The organism is Deinococcus radiotolerans (assembly GCF_014647435.1).
Classification (GTDB): Bacteria; Deinococcota; Deinococci; order Deinococcales; family Deinococcaceae; genus Deinococcus; species Deinococcus radiotolerans.
This window is the reverse complement of sequence record NZ_BMPE01000034.1, coordinates 1-23,234: the sequence shown is the minus strand read 5'-3', so window position 1 is coordinate 23,234 and position 23,234 is coordinate 1. Positions and strand designations below refer to the sequence as shown.

Sequence of the window (23,234 nt, the reverse complement as noted above, 5' to 3'; positions counted from 1 at the left end):
TCGGGTACGAGCTGCTCGACCATGATCGGAACATAGTCCGACGTGTTCTGTCCTCAGGCTCTTAGGTGCGCACCCTGGTTGAGCGGCTGAGGGTGTCATTCAGATGACTGCACGTGGTCATCACCCTGTCCCCCGTGGAGGACAAGGTGATCGTGACGCCGGATTGACCCGTGCTGGACGTTAGGGGCACCTCTCGTCTCCGCTGGCGCATTGAAGCCACGTTCAGCTCGTCGACATCTCGTGGCGTGCACCTGAACTCCACACCCAGGACGACCCCAGAGCGAATGGCTGGGTCGTTCGGATGGCGGTGTCGCGCCCTGGCCTGGATGACCCAGATCGGCGCGCAGCGGGCAGCAACCCACGCCCACCGGCAGGACAACTGCGGATCGGGTGGCAGATCCGGAATCGGGCGGGTGGGGCAGCGATGTCTTCTGGAACGGCCTGCGCCTCCCGGGGAGGCCATTCCAGACCCCCAGCACGTCAGTTCCCTCAAATGTCTGGTGCTGAGGTGGTGCCGTGTTACTGGCTGGACAGGTCCGTGATCGTGTCGCGGATCGCGCTGATCACGCGCTCTGCGACGGGTGAACCCGGGCGGGTGTAGACGTCCACGAAGCCGTGGCCGAGGAACGCGCTGCCCGGCTGGACGGGCGCGACCGTACGGTCATTGGCGGCCAGCACCGGGAAGAGGAAGCGGAGTGCGCCGAGCACGAGGTCCGCCTGCGTGGAGACGTACCGCCCGCCCGCCGGGGGCTCACCGTTCGGGACGGCGACGCCCACCACGGCGAAGCGGGTCAGGGGCACGCCGCGGCGCTTGAGTTCCCGCTGCACCACGTCGGCGTACAGGTTGCCCTGGCTGTGGGCGACGAGCACGACCCGCAGGCCGCGGCGCAGGTAGGCTTCCAGCCCATCGGCCAGTGCTCTGGCGTTGTCATCCATGTACGTCGTCTCGCCCAGGCGGTGTCTCATGTCTACCGTCGCGTGCACGACCTGATCGAGGTACGCGCCAGTGTATTGGCGCGTGGTGTCCGCGAGTTCAGCGGGCGTGGGCAGGGGCGCAGCAGCGGTGAGGGTCCGGCGGGGCTGCGTCAGGGCGGACACCCAGCCTCCCAGGGTGGTCGGCGCAGCCGAGGTGGTGGCGCGGAGTTTCGCCTGCAGCAGGGTGGCCAGGACGCCGGTGAGGGCGTCGGGCGCTCCCAGCGTTCCGGCGAAGGCGGCCGCGCCGCGGTCATGCTCGCCGAATTTCTGGCGGAACACTTCCACGAAGTCCCCTACGCCTTCGGTCGGGTTGTAGTTCAGGGCGTACAGCAGCCGCCGACCGGCCTGGGTGTCCCCCAGGAGTTGCCGCAGGGCCAGCAGGCTCCGGAGCGCTGAGTCTTCCGACGTCAGAATGCCATTCTGAAAGACGAGCACTGTGCAGGCGCGGTTCGGGCACGCCTGCTCGCCGTCAGGCTGGAGGGGGAGGAACTGAGGGCCGGCGCGGTCCAGCGCGGCGGCGTAGGCGTCGAGTCGCGCGCCCGTGTTGACGGTCAGTTCGCGCAGATCGCGCGCCCAGGTGGACCAGTCAGCCCCCTGCTGCCGCAACGACACGAGTGCGCTGAGCGCGCCCGCGTTCTGCTGACCGGTCACGGCGCTCTGGAGTGCCCGCGCGTACGCCTGCGCCGCCGTTCGCTCAGCGGACTGGACGGGTGTCCGCTCCGCAATGTACTGGTCGATATCGTCCCGAATGCCGTTCCGGTCGATATCCACACCTGCCAGATCAGCGGCGCTGGCCAGACCGGAGAGGGCAAGGGACAGGCAGATCAGCGTGAGTGAACGTCGCATGTTTCCGACGGTAGGCGGCGGACCGTGACACCCCGGTGACACCTCGGTGGCACGGCAGGGCGACAGAGTAGATCGGAGTCGGTCGAGAAGCGGAATGGTGGACCATGCTGAGCCGAGCGCCCCACCTGCGCACGCCTGCTCTGATGGGGTCAGAGGGCCCGTTCCGCAGCGCGGGCGGGTCTAAGCAGCGCGCGTTTCATGGCGGTCACTTCCGGGGCGAAAAAGGACAGGTTGTAGCCGGTGGCGTCCAGCATCTCGCTCAACCGCTGCGACGTGCCTGCCCACGCCGCAGGAGGATCTTCCCCGGACTGGCAGCGCACGCGGAAATCAACCTCAGCCAGGTACTTGGCCATGGCCCACAGGGCCGTGTCATGCATCAACATGCCGTGACCGTACGTGCCGCATCGTGACAGGCCGGTGACGGTCCAGGTGTCCTGGGGGCCGTAGGGGAATGACGGTCATGACGGTGAGGAACGCGGCGGGCTGACCGTCAGGGCGTGTGCGCGGTCTTCGCGCTCGCTGAGCCCTTGAAGGACGGGCGCGCTGCCTGTCATGGGCGGACCGAGGTCCGGTGTTCCCACCTGCGGTCCACCACCACGGTCTTCAGGGCTGCCTGATCTCCACGGTCCTGCAGACGCTGACCTTCCCCCGCAGCACACCTGCACGGCAGTCCACCGGAGCGGCCGTCTGTGGCCGCTGGCGGACCGCTGCGTCTCGCCCCCCGATCTCGCGGGTGGTGGGTCCGGCGCTGCGCCTGCGGAATCTGGTCCGGCGCCGTTACGACACGTGGAAGTGAAATCGGCGCTCGCCGTCCCTGGCCACCAGTTGGGTGAGTTCGGTCAGGCCCGCGGCCTCGTATCTCCGGCGCTGCTCATGCATGTTCCGCCGGGAGCCGAAGGTCACGCCCTGGAACCACCAGTCGCGCTTGAGCCACGTCTGGACCCCCTGCAGGACGTCCTGGTGCAGGGCGGCGTCGGTTCCGCGGCGCAGCCAGTACTCCACGCGGACGTCGAGCGGCCTGAGCCGGGCGTCCGCGTGAGGGGACGGCGCGTAGTGATCGCGGAACGGGGCGACCGGATGAAAGTACAGCGAGCCGAGGAACTGCCGGTTGTCCGTGCGGAAGATGCTGAAGCCGTAGCCCTCGTCGCGGTCATGCTCGCCCATGTGCATGCTGAGGTCAGCGGCATTCTCTTCCCGGGTAAAGCCGTCTTCCGGCCAGGGGCTGTCGCTCCACACGCGCAGGTCGTGCCGGGAGTCCATCACCGCGTCGTAGTCCCCTTCGTTGTCCTCCAGCTGCTGCCGCCTGAACATGACGTGTGCGGTGACGAAGGCGGTGGGGACCAGCATTTGATCTGGGTTGAGGGTCATGGTGGGCCTCCGGGTGGTGCGTCCATGGGCCGCGCTGGACGCGCGCTCCAGGCAGGAAGAATCGAGGTGTCTCGGGTTGATGGGGCAGGGGGATGGATTCGCATGTCACGGCCGTCACGAGTCTTGCGGGATGGCCGTGACTGCTGAATGACACCGGTGGGCGGGGATCGTCCGCGGGCCTGTCATCCGGACGTCACGGTCCCCTGCCTAGCGTGACGGTGGTCCTCCCTACCGGACTGCGCCCCACCCCGGCAAGCGACCCGCGCGGGCGGCCCTCGCCGTTCGCCAGATGATCCGGGCCGCTTCCGGCGCGGCGGTCACCCCTGACGTCCCGCGGCTCCCTCAGCCGCCTGCACCTGCCCGAGGAGGCCCAATGCTTCGCCTGTTCACCCTGACTGTGATGCTGTTCACGCCCGCCGCTGCCGCCACGGCCCCCACGCTGACCGGCGAGTGGCTGTCCGGCTTCGCCTACCCCGCCGCGGTGTACGAGAGTGCCTACAGTGGCGCGCAGGCGGACACCACCCGCCTGACGCTGCGCCCGGACGGGCAGTACACCCTGACGGACATTGACTTCACGTACGTCCCTGGTTACTTCGGCGCGTACGTCATCACCTGCGGCACCCTGACCGTGACCACGGAATCCGGCCGGTATCAGCGTTCCGGCGATCAGGTGACGTTCACGCCAGCACAGGGCCGCCGGATCAGCGGGCTCTCGCCGCAGTCCCTGAATTCAGGGTGCAAGCGGTCCCAGGGCGACACGGAACCGCGCACCGCGCCGCCGTACCGGGCCACGATCGCCGTGCAGGACGCCCAGCTGACCGTGAATGTGGACGGAACCCGGCGGACCTACGTGTCGCGCGCGGCCGCGCAGGCGACCGCAGCGGCGGATCAGGCCGCGTGGGCTCAGGCCAGCGCGCCGTCCTTGGCCGCGGACGGCCCGGTGACGCCAGGTCGCGCCGCCCCGGCGCCCGCAGCAGCGCCGGTCAGGCCTGCGGTGTGGTCGGCCACGGGCCGCTGGACCGCCACGCTCGACATTCCCGGTCAGCGCGTGACCCTCACGCTGGACCTCTATGACGATGGGGAGACGTCCCTCTCAGGCAGCGGATTCGTGGGTCCGGAGCGGGTGGCGTGGGTGCTCGGACCACGCTCGGGCGCCTTTATGCTCGGCGTCGATGCTGGGGACGGCACCGTGACCTTCCACGTCACGGGCACGTTCACCGGCGATCAGTTCAGGGGCACGTTCCGGGCGGTGGATGACGCCGACCAGCCGCTGGGCAGCGGCACCGTGACGATGCAGCGTCCCTGAACGTCCTCTCGTCCGGCGTCACTGCGATGTCATCCCCCCCTTCATAAGGTTGCCCCATGACGACTGCTTCCCGCCTGACCCTCCTCTCCCTCGCCCTTCTCCTTCCGTTCGGTCCAGCCGGCTGTGTGGCCGCAGCGCAGACACCGGTCCTCCAGGGGACCGTGCCGCTGGCGGGCGTCGCGGCCGTGCCCGGCAAGCCCTACACGATCGGCCGCAGCGCCCCTCTGAACTTCACGCTGCTCAAGGCGGAATTCAGTGTGTCCCGGGTGATCATCGGCACCGAGGTCGTGACCCCCCAGGCCGATCAGAAGCTGCTGGTCCTGACGTTCCGGGTGGCGAACCCGCAGAAGAAAGACGCCTTCTTCAACGCCCAGTCGCTGACCATCACCGCGGTCGATGCGGGCAACACGAACCGCCCCGCCCTCAGGAGCGTGGGGCGCGCCGGCACGCGCGAATCGGCTTCGCTGCAACTCAAGCCGTCCCAGGCGCTGGACTTCGTGACGGTCATTGTCGTCCCCGCCCGCGGGCCGGTACCGAAACTGATCGTGGAACGCGAGACCGGCACGGGCGTCCTGCGGTACGACCTGCGTCAGGTCACCGCGCGGCTCACCCCTCCGTACGCTGACCCGGCCGACCCGAGTGGCGCGAGCGCCCTGAGTGCCGTTCCAGCCCTCCCGAACCGCAAGTACCCCCTGGAGCGCTTCGACCTGACGCTCGAGACGGTCGCGTTCAGCGACGAGGTCCTGGACGGCCGCGCGCCCCGCAGTGGGTACCGCTACGTCGTGGCGACGGTCCTGCTGAACAACATGGCGCCCGCCGACAGTTACCTGGGTCGCAACACCCTCACCGCGGAAATCCTGGACGCTGACGGGGAGCGCCTGCCGGCCGTCACGGTCCTCAAGGCCCGCAGCGAGGGCGGCCCGAACCTGCAGGTGGCGCCCTCGGCGGATTACCGCGCGCGGTACGTGTTCGAGGTGCCCAGCCGCAGTCCCCTGCAGGCGGTGACCTTCCAGGAAGGCCGGGCCCACACCCTGCACTTTGACCTCAGCACCCTGAACTAAGGAGGTGAGTCTGCGCCCCGCAGAACGACCATGGTCCATGACCTTCACGCGTACCTTGACCAGCTGGACCACGACGGCGATTTTCACGGCACGGTCCTCATCACCAGCCAGGACGGGCCGCCCCTGGCCCGCGCCTACGGACTGGCTGACCGCACCTGGAACGTCCGCCACACGCCAGGCACCCGCTTCCGCGTCGCGTCGATCGGCAAGGCGTTCACGGCCGTCGCCGTGTGGCATCTGATTGAAACGGGACGGCTCATGCTGGACACGCCCGCCCACGACGTGCTGGACCTGAGCGGCACACGGATTCCACCGGCCGTGACGGTCCGCCACCTGCTCACCATGACGGCCGGCCTCGCGGACTGGTTCGAGGAGAGCCTGAACTGGCCGGAGGAATGGCAGCGCCTGCGCGCCCAGCATGACGTGTTCGCCCTCAGGACCAACCGCGACTATCTGCCGCTGTTCGCGCACAAGGCCCCGCTGGCGGGCGTGGGGGAGCACTTCCGGTACAGCAACGCCAGCTTCATCCTGCTGGGCCTGATCCTGGAAGACATCCTCGGGCGGCCCTATGAAGAGACCGTGCAGGACCTCGTCTTCGGCCGCGCCGGCATGACGGCGACAGGGTTCGATCACACCGACGATGTCGTGCCAGACACCGCGCAGGGTTACGTTCCACCCTCCGAACCGGACGGCCGGTGGCGCCGCAACACGTACCTCGTTACGCCGGCCCCTGCAGCGGACGGCGGCGTGACGAGCGCGGCTGCGGATCTCGACCGGTTTCTGCACGCCCTGCGCGGCGGGCAGCTGCTGAGCGCGCCCCTCAGCGCCCAGCTCCTGAACGGTGAACGGTCCGTTGCCGGTGCCGGCACGCTCCGCGGTCAGGCCACGCGGGTCGGTCACGGCCTGACCTGCTCCCTGGACCTGCAGGGGCAGGTAACCCGGGTGGGGCTGACCGGGGAGGAGGAGGGCGTCAGCGCCCGCGCCGCTGACTATCCTCTGCTCGGCGTTCACGTCGTGGTGCTCAGCAACGTCAGTGGCGGCGCGGCCCGCGTCACCTGGGACCTGCACGACCTGCTGACCTCCTGAGCACCCCAGACCGCCTGCCCTGTCGTCCGTGGCGACCAGGGCATTCGCGCCCTGCGCAGCCGGGAGCCCGGCAGGTCTGGATCAGCGGGACACGACCGTGAGAGCGCCGGTCTGGACATTGAGTCTGACGCGGTCACCGGCAGCGCTCGCCTGCGGCCGGAGCGACATCATGAGGTCGTTGTTGACCCACCGGCGGTCAGGTGTGACCGAGGACCAGAGCTGTATGAAGAGATCCTCGTCGCGCCAGCCCAGGGTTGCTGACGCCGAGTGCACCCGGACCTCCTGCCGGCGGTCGCCGTCCACGGACTGGGTCACCACGAACGTCGGACTCGGCCTGGTGTAATTACGGGTGCTGGTGACGCGCCACTCCACCCAGGCGGCACTTCGGCTGTCGCTCGACCACACGAGAAGATCGCGGCAGATGTACGGTCCCTCGGGCGTCGACGGCGCCGGCTGGTCGGCCAGGCGGTGGGCCACTCGCGTGCGGAGGTTCATCACCCAGACGTTGGTGGGCAGGTACCCGCCGCCCACCACCCACTGCGGCAATGAGAGGTACAGCACCCACTGCCCATCTGGTGAGACCACCGGATCGGAGTTCCGGCCGTAGGTGGTCAGACGAATGGCACGCTGCGGCGTGTTGAGGTACAGGTCACCGTCACGGACCGTTACGGTCGCCGCAGCCGCGCCGGGCGGGTTCAGGAGGACGGTGAGGGCCAGCGCGAGTCCGGCGCGAAGTGGGACGGTGGGCATATCACGCAGCCTGCCGCCCTCACCATGACGGACGGGTGACATGGACGGAGCCAGCGTGTTCTGGCTGGTCAAGTCCAGGCGGAGCGCAGGCGGCACGGCCCCCGCGCAGGTCCGTGCCGTCACGTGCCTGGTGGGCCATTCGGCGCGCCGGATGACGTCCGGTCAGCGCACTTCGGCCCGGACACCAGCGTCTCCTGGTCGGACTGGCACCCCTCGAACCACCCTGGTGGAACCTGGCGGCAGCCGTTCCGGCTTTCCCTGCGCGGCTCAGGCTTCCGCGCTGCCGTGGCCAGCGGCGCGCTCACGCTGGTGGTACGCCTGCGTGGCCTGGGCCAGGAAGGCGCGGCCCTCGGCTTCCCGGCCCACGTCGAGTGCCTGGGCCGCGGCGAGCAGGAGATGCGGCACGGCTTCGGCTGGATCTTCGGCCAGCAGCCAGTGCATGGCCACGCGGCCAGGCGGACCGGCCTGGAGGGCCCGGGCGGCGCTGCGGTGCAGGAGCAGGCGGACCGGTTCAGGCATCTGGCGCCGCACGGCCTCGTAGATCAGGTCATGGGTGAAGTCGGAGCCGGAGACGATCTGCGCGGCTTCGAGTTCACTCCAGGCGGACATGACCTCCATGAGCGGCGCGTTGAGCACGGCGGCCAGCACCTCGATATCGAAGTCACTCTGCACCACCGCGGCGGCCCGCGCGACGTTGAGCGCGGCCGGTGAGAGGCGGCCCAACCGCCGGTCGACCAGTTGACCCACGCGGTCGGTAATGGGCAGCCGGTCACTGGATTGGGTGGGCTGGCTGAGTAGGTGGCGGACCGTTTCGAGCAGGTACAGGGGGTTGCCGCCCACGAACCGTTGGAGACGGCGAGTCAGGTCCGCGCTGAGCGGGACGTCCAGTTGCGCGATCAATGCGGTGACGGCGGCGTCCGGCAGCGGGCCCAGATCAATCTGCGCGGCGAGCCCCGCGTGGATGAGCTCCGCGAAGGTCTGCGCCGTGGACGGCTGTAGTTCGCCGCGCCGCACGGTGCACAGCATCTGCGGTACGCCGTCCGGCTGCCCCAGCGGGAACGCTGAGGAGATGAGTACGAACCCCGCCTCGATGGAGGCGGCGTCGGCGTACTGCAGGTCCTCGTACACGATGGCCCGCACGGCCCTCGCCCCGGTCCGGTAGAGGTCCTGTATCAGCAGGTGCAGCCGCGCGCGGTCCACGACTGGGGTCTCCCCTGCCCGCAGGACGTCGGGCAGCAGGGTGCCCAGCACGTGCCGCTCGTCATCCGAGAGGGTCCGTTCGGGATGATCCGCCAGAATCTGCCGGAGGCTGCGGGCGGTCGTGGCGTACGGCACCACGGCGTCGCCCGGCCGGGCCACCACCCGCAGCGCCGCGCCCTGCTGCGCCGCGAAGTCCTGCAGGAGCCGCGTCTTGCCCACCCCCGGGTCGCCACTCACGACGATGAACTGTCCCGCGTCCCAGGCCGCCTGCAACTGCTGCCACTCGGCTTCGCGGCCCACCAGGCAGGGCGGCCGGCGCACCGCGAGCGGCAGGGCGGGGCTGGGCGACGCACCCGGCAGCGGGGCCTGACGGGAGATCTCCAGCGCGAGGTGCTGGGTGGCCGGTGACGGTTCCAGGTCCAGGTCCTGCCTCAGCAGCGCCTTGCAGCGCGCGAACGCATCCAGTGCCGCCGGGCGGTCGCCGTTGAGGTAGTGCAGCCGCATGACCCGCCGGTGCGTCTCTTCCGAGAGGGGTTGGACAGCCAGCAGCCGCCCCGCCACCTGCAACGCACCCTGAAGATCGCCGTGCGCCTCGTGCTGGTCGGCCACGACCGTGAGCCGGGCCATGACCTGCCGGGTCCACTGCTCGCGGCGCAGGTAGAGCCACTCGGCGAGTTCCGGCAGGTCATCGAAGGCTGTGCCCCTGAGCAGCGGCTCGAGAGAGAGGGCCCCGGGGTCGGTGACGTCCAGGGCACGCACATCGACCCGGACGGCCGGGTCCAGCGTGAGGAAGTCCGGTCCGGTGACCAGGGGAAAGCCGAACGTCCGCGCCAGGCGCCGCAGGGTCTGAACCAGGTTGTTCCGGGCGGTGGGCTCCGGCGCGTCGGGCCACAGCAGCCGGGCCAGGTGCGCCCGAGGCGCCTGGCCCTCCAGCGCCAGATAGGCCAGGAGGGCCAGGCTCTTGCCCTCCAGTGCCTGAGCGGGCTGCCCCGCCTGCATCAGGGTGGGAGCGCCCAGAAGTGACAGCGTCCACGTGACGTTCATATCGGTCCCCCATGATCCCACAGCCTCGCCGGACCATGTGGGGCCGCGCACCCTGGACGCCTGCAGTCCGGTGTGCCCCGTGTGGCGCCGTCCTGTGACGCCTGCGGGTGCGGCCACAGCGGGACCCGCCTGGACAACCGGGCGCACTGACCTGTTCAGGGCCACCGGCCAGCCCACGCGTTCCCTGGAAGCGCCGACAGACCGCCGCCGGTTCACCGCCGCTGCCCGACCTCCAGGTCGGCCGGAGCCCCTGACCAGCTGCAGCGGACGCGTGACTGCGTCTGCCCGGGGGCAGGGGTCAGGGCTGTTCAGGGGCTGTCACTGCGGTGTCACGCTGCGGTGTCTACCGTGACCTCATGGGCTGACCGGGTCAGCCTGAGGAGTCAGCCATGAATCTCAAGACCTTCGGTATGCTGTTCGCTCTATCCACGTGTTCCGCTCAGGCCGCCACCATTCCGGCGGCCCTTCAGGGGCAGTGGGAGTTCGGCTACGTGTCCCCCATCGAGTATTACGATCCCTCCTCCGGCAAGTACGCCGAGGGCAGCGGAACGAGTGAGATCATCCGCATCAAGGCGGACGGCTCCTATGAGCGCAGCGGCATCATCGTGGTCTCCACGTACAGCTGCACGTCAAAACTCCTGACCACCAGCAAGGGCAAGGTGACCATCAAGGGCAACATCCTCACGTTCACGCCGACCACGGTGTACAACAAGGGCTACACCTGCTCGCCCAGCCGCAGTTACGAGACGCGGGAACTGCGCACGTCGGTCTTCACGTGGAAGATCAGCGGGGACACGCTGGCCCTGGGCGATCCGAAAGGTGAAGCCCGGGACAGCCTCTACAACCGGCCCCGCGTGCTGGGCGGCAGCGCGGCGGACCAGAGGGTGCGGCGCGTCACGGGTGTGCTCACGGCCCCTCAGGGGCACAGCCTCCAGGGCGCCGCGGTGATCGCCTGCCGGGTGGACCGGGGCTGCGCGGATGAGGCGAGTGTCCGCTTCGTGACCCTCTCGGGGACCGGGAACGTGCAGAGCTTCACCCTGGACAACCTCGACGCCACGCCCTACGAACTGCTGGCCTGGGAGGACACCAACGGCAACGGCGAGCCGGATGCGGGCGACTGGGTGGACGCGGCGTCCGCGAAGGGGCAGACCGGCGTGACCCTCACGCCCCCCATGACGAACGTGACGCTGTCGCTGGAACTGTGGCGCTGAGGCGGCGATGCCTGACTGGAGTGACGACGACCCGCGGCGGGCCAGTGACCGGTACCACGTCTCGGTCTGGCCTGCCGGGCCGGGGCAGCGGCTGTGGCGGGCGCGCATCGAATGCGTGAGTGGCGCGCACTATGAGTTCCGTGAACCGGATGACGCCCTGCTCTTCCTGTATTACCGGTTGGTCCGGCCGGACTCACCGGAACACGCGCCGCCCCATGCAGAGGACTGAGCCGGGGGCCGTGGCGTGGGCGGGACCACGCCCACTGGGAGCGTGAACCGGATGCCGGACGCCGCTTGGACACTGACCCTGTGGGGGGCGCCGAGTCTGATCAGCCCGGATGGTCAGCGGCGCCCCTGCGGCGGGAAACCGCTGGCGCTGCTCGTGTACCTCGCCGTGGAGGGCCGCGCCGCTCGGGCCAGGACCGCTGATCTGCTCTGGCCGGAAGCGGGTGAGGCGGGTCGGAACAATCTGGTCATCCTGCTGCGGCGCATGTCGCAGCGGTACGGCGTTCCCCTCGTGGCGCCCGGGGCACACCTGACGCTGAGTGACCACATGCGCGTGGATGCCTGCACCGGTCACCGGCTGGAGCGGACGCTGCCCCTTGAGGATCTGGACCTTCCCGCTCTGGACGAGTTCAGCACGTGGCTGGGAGATCAGCGCGCGCGCCTCCAGGCGGAAGGCGCGCGCGCCGCGCGGCTCGCCGCCCGGCCGCTGGAGGACGCGGGGCAGTTCCGGGAGGCGGCGCCGCTGCTCCAGCGCGCCGCATTCCTCCAGCCGCTGTCCGACGAAACGACCCGCGCGCTGATGCGGGCCCAGTACCTGTCGGGCGACCCGGTGGCGGCCCTGCAGACGTTCGAGGAATTCCGGCGGACGGTGCGCGCCACGCTTCAGACCGAACCGATGGCGCTCACGGCGGCCCTGGCCCGGGAGATCGAGCAGGGGCGCCGGTTGGCCGCGCCAGCCGTGCGGCGTGAGCCCAGTGCCGCCGCGCCGCCGCGGACGGTGACTGGACGGGATGACCTCCTGCACCTCATGGCGCAGGCCCGTCACGCGGGGCAGAGCGTCGTCCTGACCGGTGAGGCCGGCATCGGCAAGTCCACGCTGGCCCTCGCGGACGCAGCGGCGCAGGGGGACGCCCTGATCTACGCGGGCCGCCCCAGTGACGGGCCGGTCCCATACGCCGCCGTCACGCGGAGCCTGCGGGCCCTGCTGGACCGGGAGCGGCACCTGCACGCGCACCTGAGCCAATGGCCGGTCCTCGGCCTGCTGCTGCCCGAACGCCTGGAGGCCGAGCGGAGCGGCACGGACGCCGGTCCAGCCCTGCGCGCGGCGGTCACCGCGCTCTACCGGGTGGCCAGCAGTCAGGTCAGGACGCTGATCCTGGACGATCTGCACCTGATGGACCGCCCGTCCCTGGACCTGTGCCTGTCGTGGCTACAGGATCAGGCCCTGCCGGTGGCGGTGACCGCCTGCGTGCGCCCCGAGGCCCTCCCGGCCGATGTCCGCGGGCACCTGTCGGAACTGATCCGCCAGCCCCACGTGCGTCACCTCCCCCTCGCTCCCATCTCAGAAGCGGCCAGCGCCACCCTGCTGCGTCACCTGGGCGGACCGGACCTGGCGGGCCACGCGCCCCTGCTCCACCGGTTCGCGGGAGGCAACCCCCTGTACCTCGAGGAGACCGTCCGCCACCTCTGGACTCCGGGGGGGACCTTCGACCTGCGGCGCCTGCCGGACACGGGACGGGCGCAGCAGCTCATCACCGGCCGCCTGGACCAGCTCACCCCCGTGGCACGGCAACTGGCCCGCGCCGCCAGCGTCGTGGGACATGATCTTCAGCCCGCGGTGCTGGCCGACATGCTTGGCGTGCCCGCACCAGACATCCGGACCGCCTGGGAGACGCTGGAGACGGCTGGGCTCGTGCTGGACGGGCAGTTCACGCACGACCTCGTGCGTGAGGCGCTGCTGCTTCACCTGCCGGGACCGCTGCGCATGCTGCTTCACCGCGCAGCGGCGCGCGCCCTGACGCAGCATGCGGCGCCACCCGCGCGGGTCGCGCAGCACTGGGAACTGGGGGCCCGGCCCGCCGAGGCGGCCGGGGCGCTCAGGCAAGCAGGGCGCGCCGCGCAGGACACTGGCCTGTACCGCGAAGCCAGTCAGTTCCTGGGGCGGGCCGCCGAGCTGCTGGACGCGGCGCACCTGGCCGAACCGGCATTTGAGGCCCTGGACCAGCAACTTGAAGCGCTGTACGTCCTGGAGGATCAGCTGCCGACGTGGCAGCGGGCCGTGAGTGCCCTGGAGGGGCAGGCGCGGACGACCCCCCAGCAGGGACGGGCCGCCCTGCACCGCGCCCGCCTGCACTTCGCCCGTCAGGAGTTCGGGGCGCAGATGCAGAGCGCGCAGCAGGGGCTGCTGCTGGCGCGTCAGGCGCAGGACCTGGCGACGGAACTTGACCTGCTGGAAGTCGTCGCGGGTCACGCCCTGCAGCACGAGTACCGCGCCGCTCTGCCACTGCTGACGCACCTGGAGTCGCTTGCGGCGCGGTTGGGCCGCCGGGACGTGCAGGCGCGGGCGCTGGAAGGGCTGGGCTTCGCGTTCCAGATGACCGACCCGCGCCGCGCTGGACCGGCGCTCCGCGCGGCCAGTCAGTGGCACCTGGACGTCTCCACGCCCGCGTCCGCCGCGTCCGCCATCGCCAAGTGGTCACGGGCCGCGTACCGGCTGGGCCATTTTGAGGCGGCGCTGGCGCATGCCCAGCGGGCCCGTCACCTGCTGGGCGACACGGAGGGATTCCGGGTGGTCGCCCTGATCAACGCGTACGGCGAGGCCCTGAGCCGCTGGGGGACCGGTGATCCGGAGGGCGCGGCTCAGCTCACGGACGCCGCCCTCAGCCAGGAGGCGCAGACGCCGGCGGAGCAGGGCTGGCTCAGCGCCCTGCGGCTGGTGCAGCTGTGGCTGGACCTGGCTCAGGGGTCGGCGACGCCTGCAGCGCTGGACGAGGCGCTGGCCCTCACGGACCTGCCGCCAACGCTCCACACCGAGCAGCTGGCCCTGCAGGCCACGCTGCTCAGCCACCTCGGGCAGCGCGGCGCGGCGGTCGAGCTGCTGGATCGCCTGACCCGCCGGGCGCAGCACCTGGGCGACACCTTCGTGTGGCTCCGCACGCAGTTGCACCAGGCCGACCTGGCGGGCGACCCGGGCGCCCGCCGCGCCCTGCAGGATTCAGCGGCCCGGCGGGGGCTGCGTGGCCTGACCGCCACCCCGCTGGCCGGCCGTCCGGACCCCATCCTGACCGTGATGCTCAGCCGCCCTAAGTGAGTCGGCTTAGTGCAGGCGCGGCGCATTAGAGTGCCCACATGGCCTCCGCCGCACGCACCTGGCAGCTCTCCCTGCTGGGACCGTCGATGCTCACGGGCGGTTCAGCGCCGCTGCCCCTGGACGGCAAGCCCGCGGCGCTCCTGACCTTCCTGGCCGCGGAAGGGCCGCAGACCCGCCAGACGTGCGCGGCCCTACTCTGGCCGGACACGCCCCGGGCAGCGGCGCGCAACAGCCTGGTGCAGCTCTTGCGGCGGCTCCACCAAGCGGCGGGCCGCCTCCTGATTCTGGGTCAGCAGACCCTGGCGCTGGCGCCGGACCTCGCCATTGACCTGCACCGGCCGCCCACCCCCGGCGAGGGTGTGCTGCTCGCCGAGCTGTCCGGCGAGATCAGCCCCGCCTTTCAGGAGTGGCTGACCGCCCACCGAGTGGCCCGGGACGCCGCCCAGAACGAGGACCAGCGCGCCGCCGCCGAGCAGCTGGCCACCTGCGGGAATCTGGACGCTGCGCTGGCCGTGTCGGCCGCCCGGACCCAACTTGACCCCCTGGATGAGGACGCCCACCAGCAGCTGATGCGGCTGCACCACCACCGGGGAGACCGCGCGGCGGCGCTCCAGGCTTACCACCGACTGCGCACCCTCCTGTCACTGGAACTGGGCGTGGACCCCTCCCCGGACACCACGCGCCTCGCGCAGCTGATCGGCACCGACGCCGCCCAGGCCGCACCGCCCGCCGTGCCCCTCAGGTTCCTGCGGCCGCCGCACCTGATCAACCGGGAGGGCGCCTGGGCGCAGATGGACGCCGCGTGGCAGGCCGGCGCGGGGCTGGCGCTGGCCGGCGCACCCGGCAGTGGGAAAACCCGCCTGGCCCTTGAGTTCATTCGCGCGCACCCGGACCGCCACCTGCTGCTGCTTCAGGGACGCCCCGGAGATCAGGAGCGCGCGTACACTACGCACGCCCGCGCCGCCCGGCAGACCCTGATCGCCTTTCCAGACGTAGTCCGCTCACTGCCCGACTGGGTGCGGCGCGAACTGTCCCGCATCCTGCCCGAACTGGGCGGCGCGCCGGCCCCCATGACGTCCGCGGAGGACAAGCTCCGGCTGTACGACGCGACCTACGAGCTGCTGCGCCGCGTTGCCGAGCGCGGACCCCTGGCGCTGCTCTGCGACGACCTTCACGCTATGGATGACGCGTCCATTGAGGCAGGCGCGTACGTGCACGCCAAGTTCCGGGATCATGGGGCCGAGACAGTACGGTTCATGTTCTGCTACCGCGAGGAGGCGCTGAGTCCCGCCGCGGACGCCCTGACCCGGAGCATGTCCGAGGCCGGCGCTGTCCGCACGGTTCAGCTGCCACCCCTGACCGCCGAGGACACGCGAACCCTCCTCGCGCACGTGGGCCTGCCTGACCAGCCCGAACTGGCGCTGGAGATCCACTGCTTCGCGGCTGGGAATCCGCACCTCACCCTGCAACTGGCGAAAGGGCTGTTCGAGGCGCAGGTGTTCACACCCGACGCGGTCCGGCAGGCCGCCGACCGCACCCTGCGTCCCCTGCTGACCGAACGGCTCCGGGGCCTGTCCCCCGAGGCGCTGCTGGCCGCGCAGGCCGCCGCCGTCCTGGGCCGCGACTGCTCTTTGGAACAGGTGGCCGAGCTCCTAACCTGGCCGGTCCTGCGGCTCCTGCACAGCTGGGAGGAACTCGAGCGGGCCCAGATGGTCCGCGGGGAACAATTCGCTCACGATCTCGTGCACGACGCGGTGCTTGACGCCACGTCGGCCACCGTCTGGCAGTGCCTCCAGCGCCGGGCAGGCACGCTTGCCTCATACCCGGTCCGAAATGCAGTCCGGTAGATCGCTAGATTATCCGGCGTTCTGAGTCCCGGCTGGTTCCGCAGCGCCGCCGAATTCAGCGACCGGTGCTCGCCCGGCGGCAGAGTGTCGCGGACCTGCTGCGCCGACGCACCGCGATTGAGGCGGCAGTGGTGGCCAGCAGCGCCTCAGCGTCTGTCGCGCCGCGCAGGGTCTGCGCAGCATATGACCGTACGGGCTCGAGCCGACTCCAGCGGGGCGGCGCGCCCTCAGCCTGAAGGATCAGACTATGCTCGATCAAGCCGAACAGGATCGGCAGCGTGCCGGAGCGGCCCGTGATTCCCGCCAGGGCACCTAGCGTCAATCCGCCCCGGAAAGCCCCGCGGGCCCTGAAAACGGCCTGCTCCTCTGAGGTGAGCATCTCGTCACTTCAGCGGACGGCCTCCCGCACCGAGCGTGGGCGCGGAGCCGCGGCGAACGGGCCGCCCAGCACGTCCAGTGGCGTGGTCATAAGGCTCAGAAGCCCGGAGAAATCCACCGCTCTCAACCGCGCCGACGCGGGTTCCAGGGGCAGAGGCAGTCCACCCAGCGTGCTGCAGGCCGCGCACACGTTCAAGCCCGAGCCGAAACCGTCCAGAGCGAGACAACACACAGCTTGCGGTCGTGCAGCGCAAGGTCCACCCGTGCCTGGCGGCCCGGAGGAGGGGGCGCCCGTTCGGTCCAGCGGCACAGTCAGGCCTGCTCCCGTGAAGGCCTCTCCTCTTCTACATCACCCGCGGGACGTGGAGCGGGGGGACGCCTGATGAGCTGCGTCGCGTCGGCAGCCGGCAGCGGCCGGCCCAACTCGTAGCCCTGAACGCTGTCGCAGCCCAGGGTGCGCAGCAGGTCGACGACCTCCATCGACTCCGCCCCCTCCGCGAGCACGCTCGTGCCCAGTTCGTGCCCCAGGGCGGTCAGTGCCGTCACGAGGTGGCGGTCCCGCGCGTCCTCGCCCAGGCGCCGCACGAAGGACCGGTCGATCTTCAGGGTGCTGACCTGGAAGTCACGCAGGTGCCGGATGCTGGAGTAGCCCGTACCGAAGTCATCCAAGGCCAGCCGGACGCCCTGGGCGTGCAGCAGAGCGAGTTGTGCGTTCGCGCGGGCTGGGTCGAGCAGGAGGCTGCTCTCCGTGAGTTCCAGTTCCAGCCGGTCACCGGGCAACCCGGCGGCCGCCAGTGCCTGCTGGACGTCCTGGTGCAGCTGGCCGGTGTGCAGGTGCCCAGGGGAGACGTTCACCGCCACCCGGAGGTGCGCCGCCTCCGGCAGGGTAAGCCAGTGGGCCAGTTGCCTGCAGGCTTCCTGCAGCACCCAGACGCTCAGCGGAATGATCAGCCGGGTCCGTTCCGCCACAGGGAGGAACTCGGCTGGCGCGAGCAGGCCCCGTTCAGGGTGATGCCAGCGGATGAGCGCTTCGAACGACGTGAGGTTCAGCGTCGCCAACTCAAACTGCGGCTGGTAGTGCAGGGCCAGCTGCCCGCCCAGGTCCAGGGCGCGGCGCAGGTCGTGTTCACAGTGCAGGGCAGAGAAGGAAGCCTTCCCATCTGATCCGCGTGTCGGCGCGGAACTGTCGATCACGTCCACGCCGGTCTGCCGGGCGGTCGCCAGGGCCTCCTCGGCGCGCTGCATGAGCGTTTCGACCGTCGTGCCTGGCGTGGAACGCGCGGTCCCGCAGAGGAAATGAACTTGGATCTCTGCCCCGTCCAAGGCAAACGGGACACTCAGGGCGGCGCGCAGGGTGGCCATGGGCTCACTGGGGACGTCACCTGGACGGTACGGGGAGCAGGCTACGGCGAACATCCCCCCATTTAGGCGGGCAACCACGCCGTGATGAGGCACACTCGCCTGGAGACGGCGGGCGAAGGTGACCAGCACCTCATCCCCACTGGCCTGCCCAAGCGTATCGTTGATCCATTTCAGCCGGCTCACGTCCAGGGCCGTGATCAGCAGGTCTGGATCGGTGCGGAGCCGATCCTGCGCGGCCTTGAGAAAGGCGTGACGGTTCGGTAGGCCGGTCAGGGGATCGGTGAGGGCCAAGTGCATGAGGCGGGCGCGGTCCCGCTGACGTTCAGTGGCGCCTGCACCGACGATCAGGGCGGTCAGGGTGAGGGTCAGGACAAGCAGTTGAACGCTCACGAGCTCAGCGTGAGGCAACGCCGCTTGTGGCATCAGCAGGGCCATGCACAGGGTGGTCAGGACGCTCCCAGCCACCGCGGCGGTCAGACCGGAGCGGATGGCCAGCCAGAGGAGTGGAACGAAGCACAGGAAATGAAGCCGCAACCCCTGCGGAGCGGCCACCGTGAACACCAGCCAGGTCAGGGGCGACACGAGGATGAACGGCGCCACCACGTCCCACGGCAGGCCACCCCAGGAGCGGCGCCCCTCACCCCCCTGAACCTGCCGCGCCGCTGACAGGAGCAGCAGGGGCGGTGTCACGACCACGATGCCCACCATGTCCCCAACCCACCAGTCGAACACCACGGACAGCCAGGGGGTGGCCATCAGGTCGCCGGCGAGGTACAGGACCGGCGCAGTGAGGGCTGAAACACCGGCTGTGAGGGACGCCAAGACCGGAAAGGCCAGGATATCCTGCAGACTCAACCGTCCGGTCTGCCAGCCCGTCCCCTGGCGCAGGAGGTGAGCCCCCAGCAGGTACCCGGCGGTTCCAATCAGCGCGGCCGGATGATTGAGGGCCACCGGGGACTGGAGCCAGCCAGCCCCGGCGATCGCCAGGTACACCCATCCGGCCTGCCACGCGCCGAAGCGCACCAGATACGCGACACTCAGGCCAGCCGGGAGGTACCACAGGGACACGCCCTGCACGTCATGGATCAGGAACGATACTCGTTGCAGGGCGATGAACAGGAGCACGAAGATGAGGCCGCGCGCGGCGGCACGGGCGGGGGCGAACGGGTCACGGCGCATCCAGGCCCCGGGAGTATCCGGTTCGGCAGCTGGTGGACGGCCCTCCTCTCCGGAAGCACTCGGCTGTTGGCATAGCCGAGGATAGGCCGTGACTCCACACGTCCGTGGGGGTAGGCCGTCAGCACACGTACAGTCTGCCTTCATTATCCCTTCACCAAGTGCTGGACGGGCCACCGGTCCTGACGCGGGAGGCAGCCAAGCTGGGCCGCCAGAGCAGTTTTTCGGCGTTCACAGTGATGGGGGCAACCGCTGTTTCTGGAGGGGACCCGGGATCAGACCGGCGCACGGTGGGCGGGACACCACGCCGGCTCGGTACTTCTGTGGTGGAGAAAAGAGACGGTCAGGCGGCCGGCCAGATCACCGCGCTTCCGGTGGTGCCTGACGTGAACCGTCCTGGGGTCTGCCCGGCACCCGAGGACGGGTCCTCCCCGCCGGGTCAGCCCCGGCTCCGGCCGGCTCATCCCCTCGGCGTTTTCGGGAGTGAGCTCCCGAAGGTCGCGCCCTGGCCGGGCCGTCCTTCCGCCCACACCTACCCGCCATGCCACTCGACACATGCGTTCGCGTGTCCCGCTTGCAAGTGACGTGGAGCGCAGCGCCACACGCCCGCCGAGCAGCTCTGGAGCGTCCACCTGCACTGCTGACCCACGGTCCGACCATCCGGGCGTCCCTTAGAGACGCAGTCCACCAGCACGGTCCCGACCCGGCGGCCTCCGGTGGGCGAGGTGCGTGCCCCATCTGCGCTCTGCAGCGAATTGAGAGGCAGCCGGCACCACTGGTGCGAAGAGCGACGCGGGCCCACAAGGTCCAGTCAGCCCTACAGGTGCGAAGGGCGATACGGGTCTGACTTGACCTCACGGGCCGGTGGGGGACACGGGTGCCCCAGGACCACAGGGCCCAATCGGGGCGACCGGTCCGGCTGACGCGAAGGGGGACACCGGGCTCACGAGCGCGCAGGGTACCGCTGGACCGACGGGAGCGACAGGTCCGCAGGGGCTTGTGGGACCGCAAGGGTACGTAGGACCGCAGGGGCCAGTTGCACCAAGCGTGATTCCGCTCGGGATGCAGGACACCCGATCACGCCTTCGACTGATCTGATCACCTGTTCTATTTGATGCCCCGCTTCGGCGGGGCTTTTTCGTGAGGTGGTGAACGCTGGCACCTGACTCCGGTATCCTCGTCGAGAGCCAGAAGGTGGCAAGACCGCGTGCCGCTGACGAGGCGGACTGCGGGGCCGCCTCTGGTACAGGCGGACCGTCGGTCTTCCTGCTGGCCCCCACCCATGAAGCGATAGAAGCCGGCGTACACCGCGCCGCCGAGTAGGATTCAGAAGAAGCCCTCGCGGCCGTGCTGACACCTGCGGGACCTGGACTGCACGCGGGTCACCTCCGCCCAACGCGGCGGTGATCAGACGCACCAGATCGTGGAGATTCATGGTGCTGGGCGCTGCGCCGGGCGCGGGGAGCACCGCTGGCCGCAGCGGGCCTCCCTGATCGCCCTGATGGAAACGGTGCAGGTCGTGTGCCCAGACGGTCAACCCGCCGCCCATCAGTCCCCCGCGCTCGGGACCTCCACCGGTGCTTCCCGCTGGCCGCAGCTTCCCGTCCACCACGGGGCGCGGATCAGCCCTTCAATGTAGGGTTAAGCCCAGGACCGTTTTGAACGCCGCGACCACCGCCGGGTCGAAATGTTGGCCTGCTTGCGTGGCGATCTCCCGAAGGGCCTGCGCCCGGGACCAGGCCCGCTTGTACGGTCGGTCCCGGGTGAGGGCGTCAAAGACGTCCGCGACCGCCACGATCCGCGCGGAGACGGGGGTCTGCGTGCCGGCCCAGCCGTACGGGTACCCCTGGCCGTCCCAGCGTTCGTGGTGACTCAGGGCGATCTCCGCCGCGAGGCGCTGGAGTGGCGTGTGCCCCCACAGGAGGTTCGCGCCGGCGCGGCAGTGGGTTTTGATGACCTCGAACTCCTCGAGGGTGAGTGGGCCGGGCTTCTTCAGGATGCTGGCGGGGATCACGACTTTGCCGATGTCGTGCACGGTGGCGGCCTGACCGAGGTGCTGGGCGTCCTGCGCGGAGAGGCCGTAGGCCTGGGCGATGAGGGCCGAGAGGTGCCCGACGCGGTCCATGTGCTGCTCCGCGTGGGTGGAGGGGGCTTCGGCACGCCGGGCGAGGCGCCGCAGTTGCCGCCAGGGGGCTGGGGCGGCCAGGTCGGCGAGTCGGGCGGGGGAGCTCATCAAGGAGTCACTGTAAAGCGCAGGTGACCGTGGTGTCAGTTCTCACAGTGTGCTGACTGGGTGTTCATCAGCTTGGCGATCAGAGTGAACGGCCAGGAATCGGCGGTCTACACGGCACTGACCGCAGAACCTTTCAGAAGTGGTTGAACCACTTCCTCCCCCCAATGCCCCCATTTGGGGCCCCCTGACCCTTCGCAGGTCATCAGCGCACGAACAGGTCGTTATGCCAGCCTGCGGCATGACTGTGCCAGCACCCGAGACGCCCTTGGTTCCCGATACACCAAGCCGCGCCCACAGAACGACGGTCGCTCTGATCTGGCGGTTCGAACACCGGTGGCTGGCCTTCGTGCCGGCCACCGGTCAGTCCCTCGGCGCCGCGACCCGCGACGGCGTCATCGAGCGTGCCCGTGAAGCCCTGGCCCTGAAGCGCCTGGACGAGCCGGACTCCTCAGACCACCTGCGCCGCCCTGACGTGTCCGATCTGCTGCGGCACTCCATCCCGGATGACGCTCAGCCCGTCACCATCACCCCCGCACCGATCAATCCCCTGAGCCTCGAGGTGCGGCGGGCCATCGAGGCGAGCACCCTCAGCACCGAGGCGATCGCCCGGCAGCTCAACACAGGCCACTGGGTGATCCTGCGGATGATGGACCCCTTCTACTGGAAGCATAGCCTCGTTACCCTCCGCGAGCTCGCCGACGCATTGCAGCTCACCGTGCAGGTCACGCTCATCCCGGCGGAGGAACAGGCGAGGAAGTTGGGGGGAACTGGCAGCGCCGGTAGAGCGCCACGAACGTCCGGATCTGCGCCATGAACGTTGGCCAGTCGATTTCCTTGACCATGTAGAGCCAGGAAGTGCCTCGCAGGTGCCCGTGCCTGTTTTGTGAGAGGGCGCTCGCGACACTGGCCTCAGCGGTGCGTCGCATCGCAGGAGCCACACCCGTGAATACGCGATCTTTCCTGACTGCCGTGCAGCACCTGAGAACCGTTGGCCCGGTGCCGTACCGGTGGCGACTGACTGAGGAGCAGCGCCGCCTCGTCTACCTCTGGGTCACGGCGCTCAGCGCTGCGTCACAGCTGTTGAGTGCGCTGGCCCTCGTCATCACAGGCTCGCAGACCCCAGTCTGGTGGCCGCTGGCCGGAAGCGCAATCTGTCTGGTGGCGTGGGCCCTCCTGTGGACCCGGCGGATCCCGTGGCGGTGGGTGGATTACGGCATCCTCGCGGCCGCGAGTGCGCTCGTCGGAACGCAGTTGGCGCTACAGCAGGGGCCCCTGACGGCCGACATCCTGTTCGGGTGCGTGTTCCTGCTGCTGGCTGGATGCAGCATCCTGCGCCTCGCACTGGCCGCCCTGTATCTGCTCGGCGTGCTGGCGGCCGTTGGCCTGGCCCTGCTCGTCCACGGCGGTCCTTCCGCGCTGTTCTGGAATGTCGCGCTGGCGGGCGTGCTCGCGGCGCACCTCTCCACGTTCGGGCGGAACATCACCGTGGAGCGGGCCGAGACGAGTGCCTTCGAGGCGCTGGCCAATACGGACGTGCTCACTGGTCTGGAGAACCGGCGGGCGATGCTGACCCGAATCCATGAGGCCTTCTCGCAGGCGCCAGCGTCTTCGATGCTGCTGGTGGACGTGGACCGGTTCAAACGCGTCAACGACCAGTTCGGGCATGACGTGGGAGACCGGGTCCTGCGGGACGTCGGCGCGAGCCTGGCGCGGGAAGTGGGTTCGGGCGGACACGTGGCGCGGTGGGGTGGCGAAGAATTCCTGGTGCTGCTGGGCGGGGAGGACGTGCCCGCAGTTGCGGCGGCGCTGCTGGCTCGGGTGCGGCGGGAGGTCAGCTGGAGCGGGGCCACGATCACGATCAGTGTGGGTGGCGTCAGGCGCGCGGAGGTGGAGACCGTGGAGGCGTGGCTGCGCCTGGCCGATGCCCGCCTGTATACGGCGAAAACCGGGGGGCGGGACCGGGCGGAACTGGACTATCCGCAGTTGTGGGAGGTGCAAAGCCACGCACTCGACTAAGAGCCTGAGGACAGAACGGAAGCACGATGATGCGTCGTGGCAGACTTGACCTATGCCCC

At 69.9% G+C, this 23,234-nt stretch carries 16 protein-coding genes; 9 read left to right on the top strand and 7 right to left on the bottom strand.

The annotated features are described in order from the left end of the window. Positions 1–519 precede the first annotated feature (519 nt). The 3 genes from IEY63_RS21570 to IEY63_RS21560 form a co-directional block, all read right to left on the bottom strand. Positions 520–1,821, bottom strand: a complete 1,302-nt coding sequence (locus tag IEY63_RS21570; protein WP_189071054.1) for a hypothetical protein — start codon at positions 1,819–1,821, stop codon at positions 520–522. A gap of 149 nt (positions 1,822–1,970) precedes the next feature. After that, positions 1,971–2,204, bottom strand: coding sequence for a hypothetical protein (locus tag IEY63_RS21565; protein ID WP_189071053.1), 234 nt, complete (start codon positions 2,202–2,204; stop codon positions 1,971–1,973). Between the two features lie 394 nt (positions 2,205–2,598). Then, the gene (locus IEY63_RS21560; protein WP_189071052.1) at positions 2,599–3,189 is read right to left on the bottom strand and encodes a hypothetical protein; all 591 of its coding nucleotides are present in this window, start codon (positions 3,187–3,189) and stop codon (positions 2,599–2,601) included. A 373-nt stretch (positions 3,190–3,562) separates the two neighbouring features. On the opposite strand from IEY63_RS21560, the gene IEY63_RS21555 reads away from it, so the two are divergent. Genes IEY63_RS21555 through IEY63_RS21545 form a run of 3 tightly spaced genes read left to right on the top strand, consistent with a single transcriptional unit; the run spans position 3,563 to position 6,642 of the window. Continuing rightward, the gene (locus IEY63_RS21555) at positions 3,563–4,495 is read left to right on the top strand and encodes a hypothetical protein (RefSeq protein WP_189071051.1); all 933 of its coding nucleotides are present in this window, start codon (positions 3,563–3,565) and stop codon (positions 4,493–4,495) included. A 56-nt stretch (positions 4,496–4,551) separates the two neighbouring features. After that, positions 4,552–5,556 (top strand): hypothetical protein, encoded by a 1,005-nt coding sequence (locus tag IEY63_RS21550; protein ID WP_189071050.1) that lies wholly within the window; start codon positions 4,552–4,554, stop codon positions 5,554–5,556. A 30-nt stretch (positions 5,557–5,586) separates the two neighbouring features. Beyond that, positions 5,587–6,642 carry a serine hydrolase domain-containing protein gene (locus IEY63_RS21545; RefSeq protein ID WP_189071049.1) on the top strand — a complete coding sequence of 352 codons (1,056 nt, stop codon included), beginning with the start codon at positions 5,587–5,589 and terminating at the stop codon, positions 6,640–6,642. A gap of 81 nt (positions 6,643–6,723) precedes the next feature. Here the strand turns inward: IEY63_RS21545 and IEY63_RS21540 are convergent, their stop codons facing one another. Together IEY63_RS21540 and IEY63_RS21535 are read right to left on the bottom strand one after the other, a co-directional pair. Next, positions 6,724–7,392 carry a TolB-like translocation protein gene (locus IEY63_RS21540; RefSeq protein ID WP_189071048.1) on the bottom strand — a complete coding sequence of 223 codons (669 nt, stop codon included), beginning with the start codon at positions 7,390–7,392 and terminating at the stop codon, positions 6,724–6,726. A 267-nt stretch (positions 7,393–7,659) separates the two neighbouring features. Further along, positions 7,660–9,636, bottom strand: coding sequence for an ATP-binding protein (locus IEY63_RS21535; protein WP_189071047.1), 1,977 nt, complete (start codon positions 9,634–9,636; stop codon positions 7,660–7,662). Positions 9,637–10,025: 389 nt separating this feature from the next. Here IEY63_RS21535 and IEY63_RS21530 point away from each other — a divergent pair, with 389 nt between their 5' ends. Genes IEY63_RS21530 through IEY63_RS21515 form a run of 4 tightly spaced genes read left to right on the top strand, consistent with a single transcriptional unit; the run spans position 10,026 to position 16,010 of the window. After that, the gene (locus IEY63_RS21530) at positions 10,026–10,847 is read left to right on the top strand and encodes a hypothetical protein (protein WP_189071046.1); all 822 of its coding nucleotides are present in this window, start codon (positions 10,026–10,028) and stop codon (positions 10,845–10,847) included. A gap of 7 nt (positions 10,848–10,854) precedes the next feature. Then, positions 10,855–11,076: a hypothetical protein gene (locus IEY63_RS21525; RefSeq protein WP_189071045.1), complete on the top strand. Its 222-nt coding sequence runs from the start codon at positions 10,855–10,857 to the stop codon at positions 11,074–11,076. Between the two features lie 51 nt (positions 11,077–11,127). Next, positions 11,128–14,163, top strand: coding sequence for an ATP-binding protein (locus IEY63_RS21520; protein ID WP_229784851.1), 3,036 nt, complete (start codon positions 11,128–11,130; stop codon positions 14,161–14,163). 38 nt (positions 14,164–14,201) lie between these two features. Continuing rightward, positions 14,202–16,010 carry an ATP-binding protein gene (locus IEY63_RS21515; RefSeq protein ID WP_189071043.1) on the top strand — a complete coding sequence of 603 codons (1,809 nt, stop codon included), beginning with the start codon at positions 14,202–14,204 and terminating at the stop codon, positions 16,008–16,010. Positions 16,011–16,700: 690 nt separating this feature from the next. Here IEY63_RS21515 and IEY63_RS21510 read toward each other — a convergent pair. Both IEY63_RS21510 and IEY63_RS21500 read right to left on the bottom strand, forming a co-directional pair. Continuing rightward, a complete protein-coding gene (locus tag IEY63_RS21510; RefSeq protein ID WP_189071042.1) occupies positions 16,701–18,929 on the bottom strand; it encodes a putative bifunctional diguanylate cyclase/phosphodiesterase in 2,229 nt (742 codons plus the stop codon). A 1,627-nt stretch (positions 18,930–20,556) separates the two neighbouring features. Continuing rightward, on the bottom strand, positions 20,557–21,159 hold the full coding sequence (locus tag IEY63_RS21500; RefSeq protein ID WP_189071040.1) for an HD-GYP domain-containing protein: 603 nt from the start codon (positions 21,157–21,159) through the stop codon (positions 20,557–20,559). Between the two features lie 346 nt (positions 21,160–21,505). Between IEY63_RS21500 and IEY63_RS21495 the strand changes: the two genes are divergently transcribed. Together IEY63_RS21495 and IEY63_RS21490 are read left to right on the top strand one after the other, a co-directional pair. Then, positions 21,506–21,973, top strand: coding sequence for a hypothetical protein (locus IEY63_RS21495; protein ID WP_189071039.1), 468 nt, complete (start codon positions 21,506–21,508; stop codon positions 21,971–21,973). A gap of 128 nt (positions 21,974–22,101) precedes the next feature. Further along, complete coding sequence (locus tag IEY63_RS21490) at positions 22,102–23,175, top strand: GGDEF domain-containing protein (protein ID WP_189071038.1); 1,074 nt, start codon at positions 22,102–22,104, stop codon at positions 23,173–23,175. The last annotated feature ends 59 nt before the right edge of the window (positions 23,176–23,234 follow it).

Coding starts and splice junctions, on each gene's coding strand:
- IEY63_RS21510 (WP_189071042.1), bottom strand. CDS start 18,929: ATGCGCCGTGACCCGTTCGCCCCCGCCCGTGCCGCCGCGCGCGGCCTC.
- IEY63_RS21500 (WP_189071040.1), bottom strand. CDS start 21,159: ATGAGCTCCCCCGCCCGACTCGCCGACCTGGCCGCCCCAGCCCCCTGG.
- IEY63_RS21545 (WP_189071049.1), top strand. CDS start 5,587: ATGGTCCATGACCTTCACGCGTACCTTGACCAGCTGGACCACGACGGC.
- IEY63_RS21550 (WP_189071050.1), top strand. CDS start 4,552: ATGACGACTGCTTCCCGCCTGACCCTCCTCTCCCTCGCCCTTCTCCTT.
- IEY63_RS21515 (WP_189071043.1), top strand. CDS start 14,202: ATGGCCTCCGCCGCACGCACCTGGCAGCTCTCCCTGCTGGGACCGTCG.
- IEY63_RS21530 (WP_189071046.1), top strand. CDS start 10,026: ATGAATCTCAAGACCTTCGGTATGCTGTTCGCTCTATCCACGTGTTCC.
- IEY63_RS21540 (WP_189071048.1), bottom strand. CDS start 7,392: ATGCCCACCGTCCCACTTCGCGCCGGACTCGCGCTGGCCCTCACCGTC.
- IEY63_RS21535 (WP_189071047.1), bottom strand. CDS start 9,636: ATGAACGTCACGTGGACGCTGTCACTTCTGGGCGCTCCCACCCTGATG.
- IEY63_RS21565 (WP_189071053.1), bottom strand. CDS start 2,204: ATGTTGATGCATGACACGGCCCTGTGGGCCATGGCCAAGTACCTGGCT.
- IEY63_RS21525 (WP_189071045.1), top strand. CDS start 10,855: ATGCCTGACTGGAGTGACGACGACCCGCGGCGGGCCAGTGACCGGTAC.
- IEY63_RS21570 (WP_189071054.1), bottom strand. CDS start 1,821: ATGCGACGTTCACTCACGCTGATCTGCCTGTCCCTTGCCCTCTCCGGT.
- IEY63_RS21560 (WP_189071052.1), bottom strand. CDS start 3,189: ATGACCCTCAACCCAGATCAAATGCTGGTCCCCACCGCCTTCGTCACC.
- IEY63_RS21555 (WP_189071051.1), top strand. CDS start 3,563: ATGCTTCGCCTGTTCACCCTGACTGTGATGCTGTTCACGCCCGCCGCT.
- IEY63_RS21520 (WP_229784851.1), top strand. CDS start 11,128: ATGCCGGACGCCGCTTGGACACTGACCCTGTGGGGGGCGCCGAGTCTG.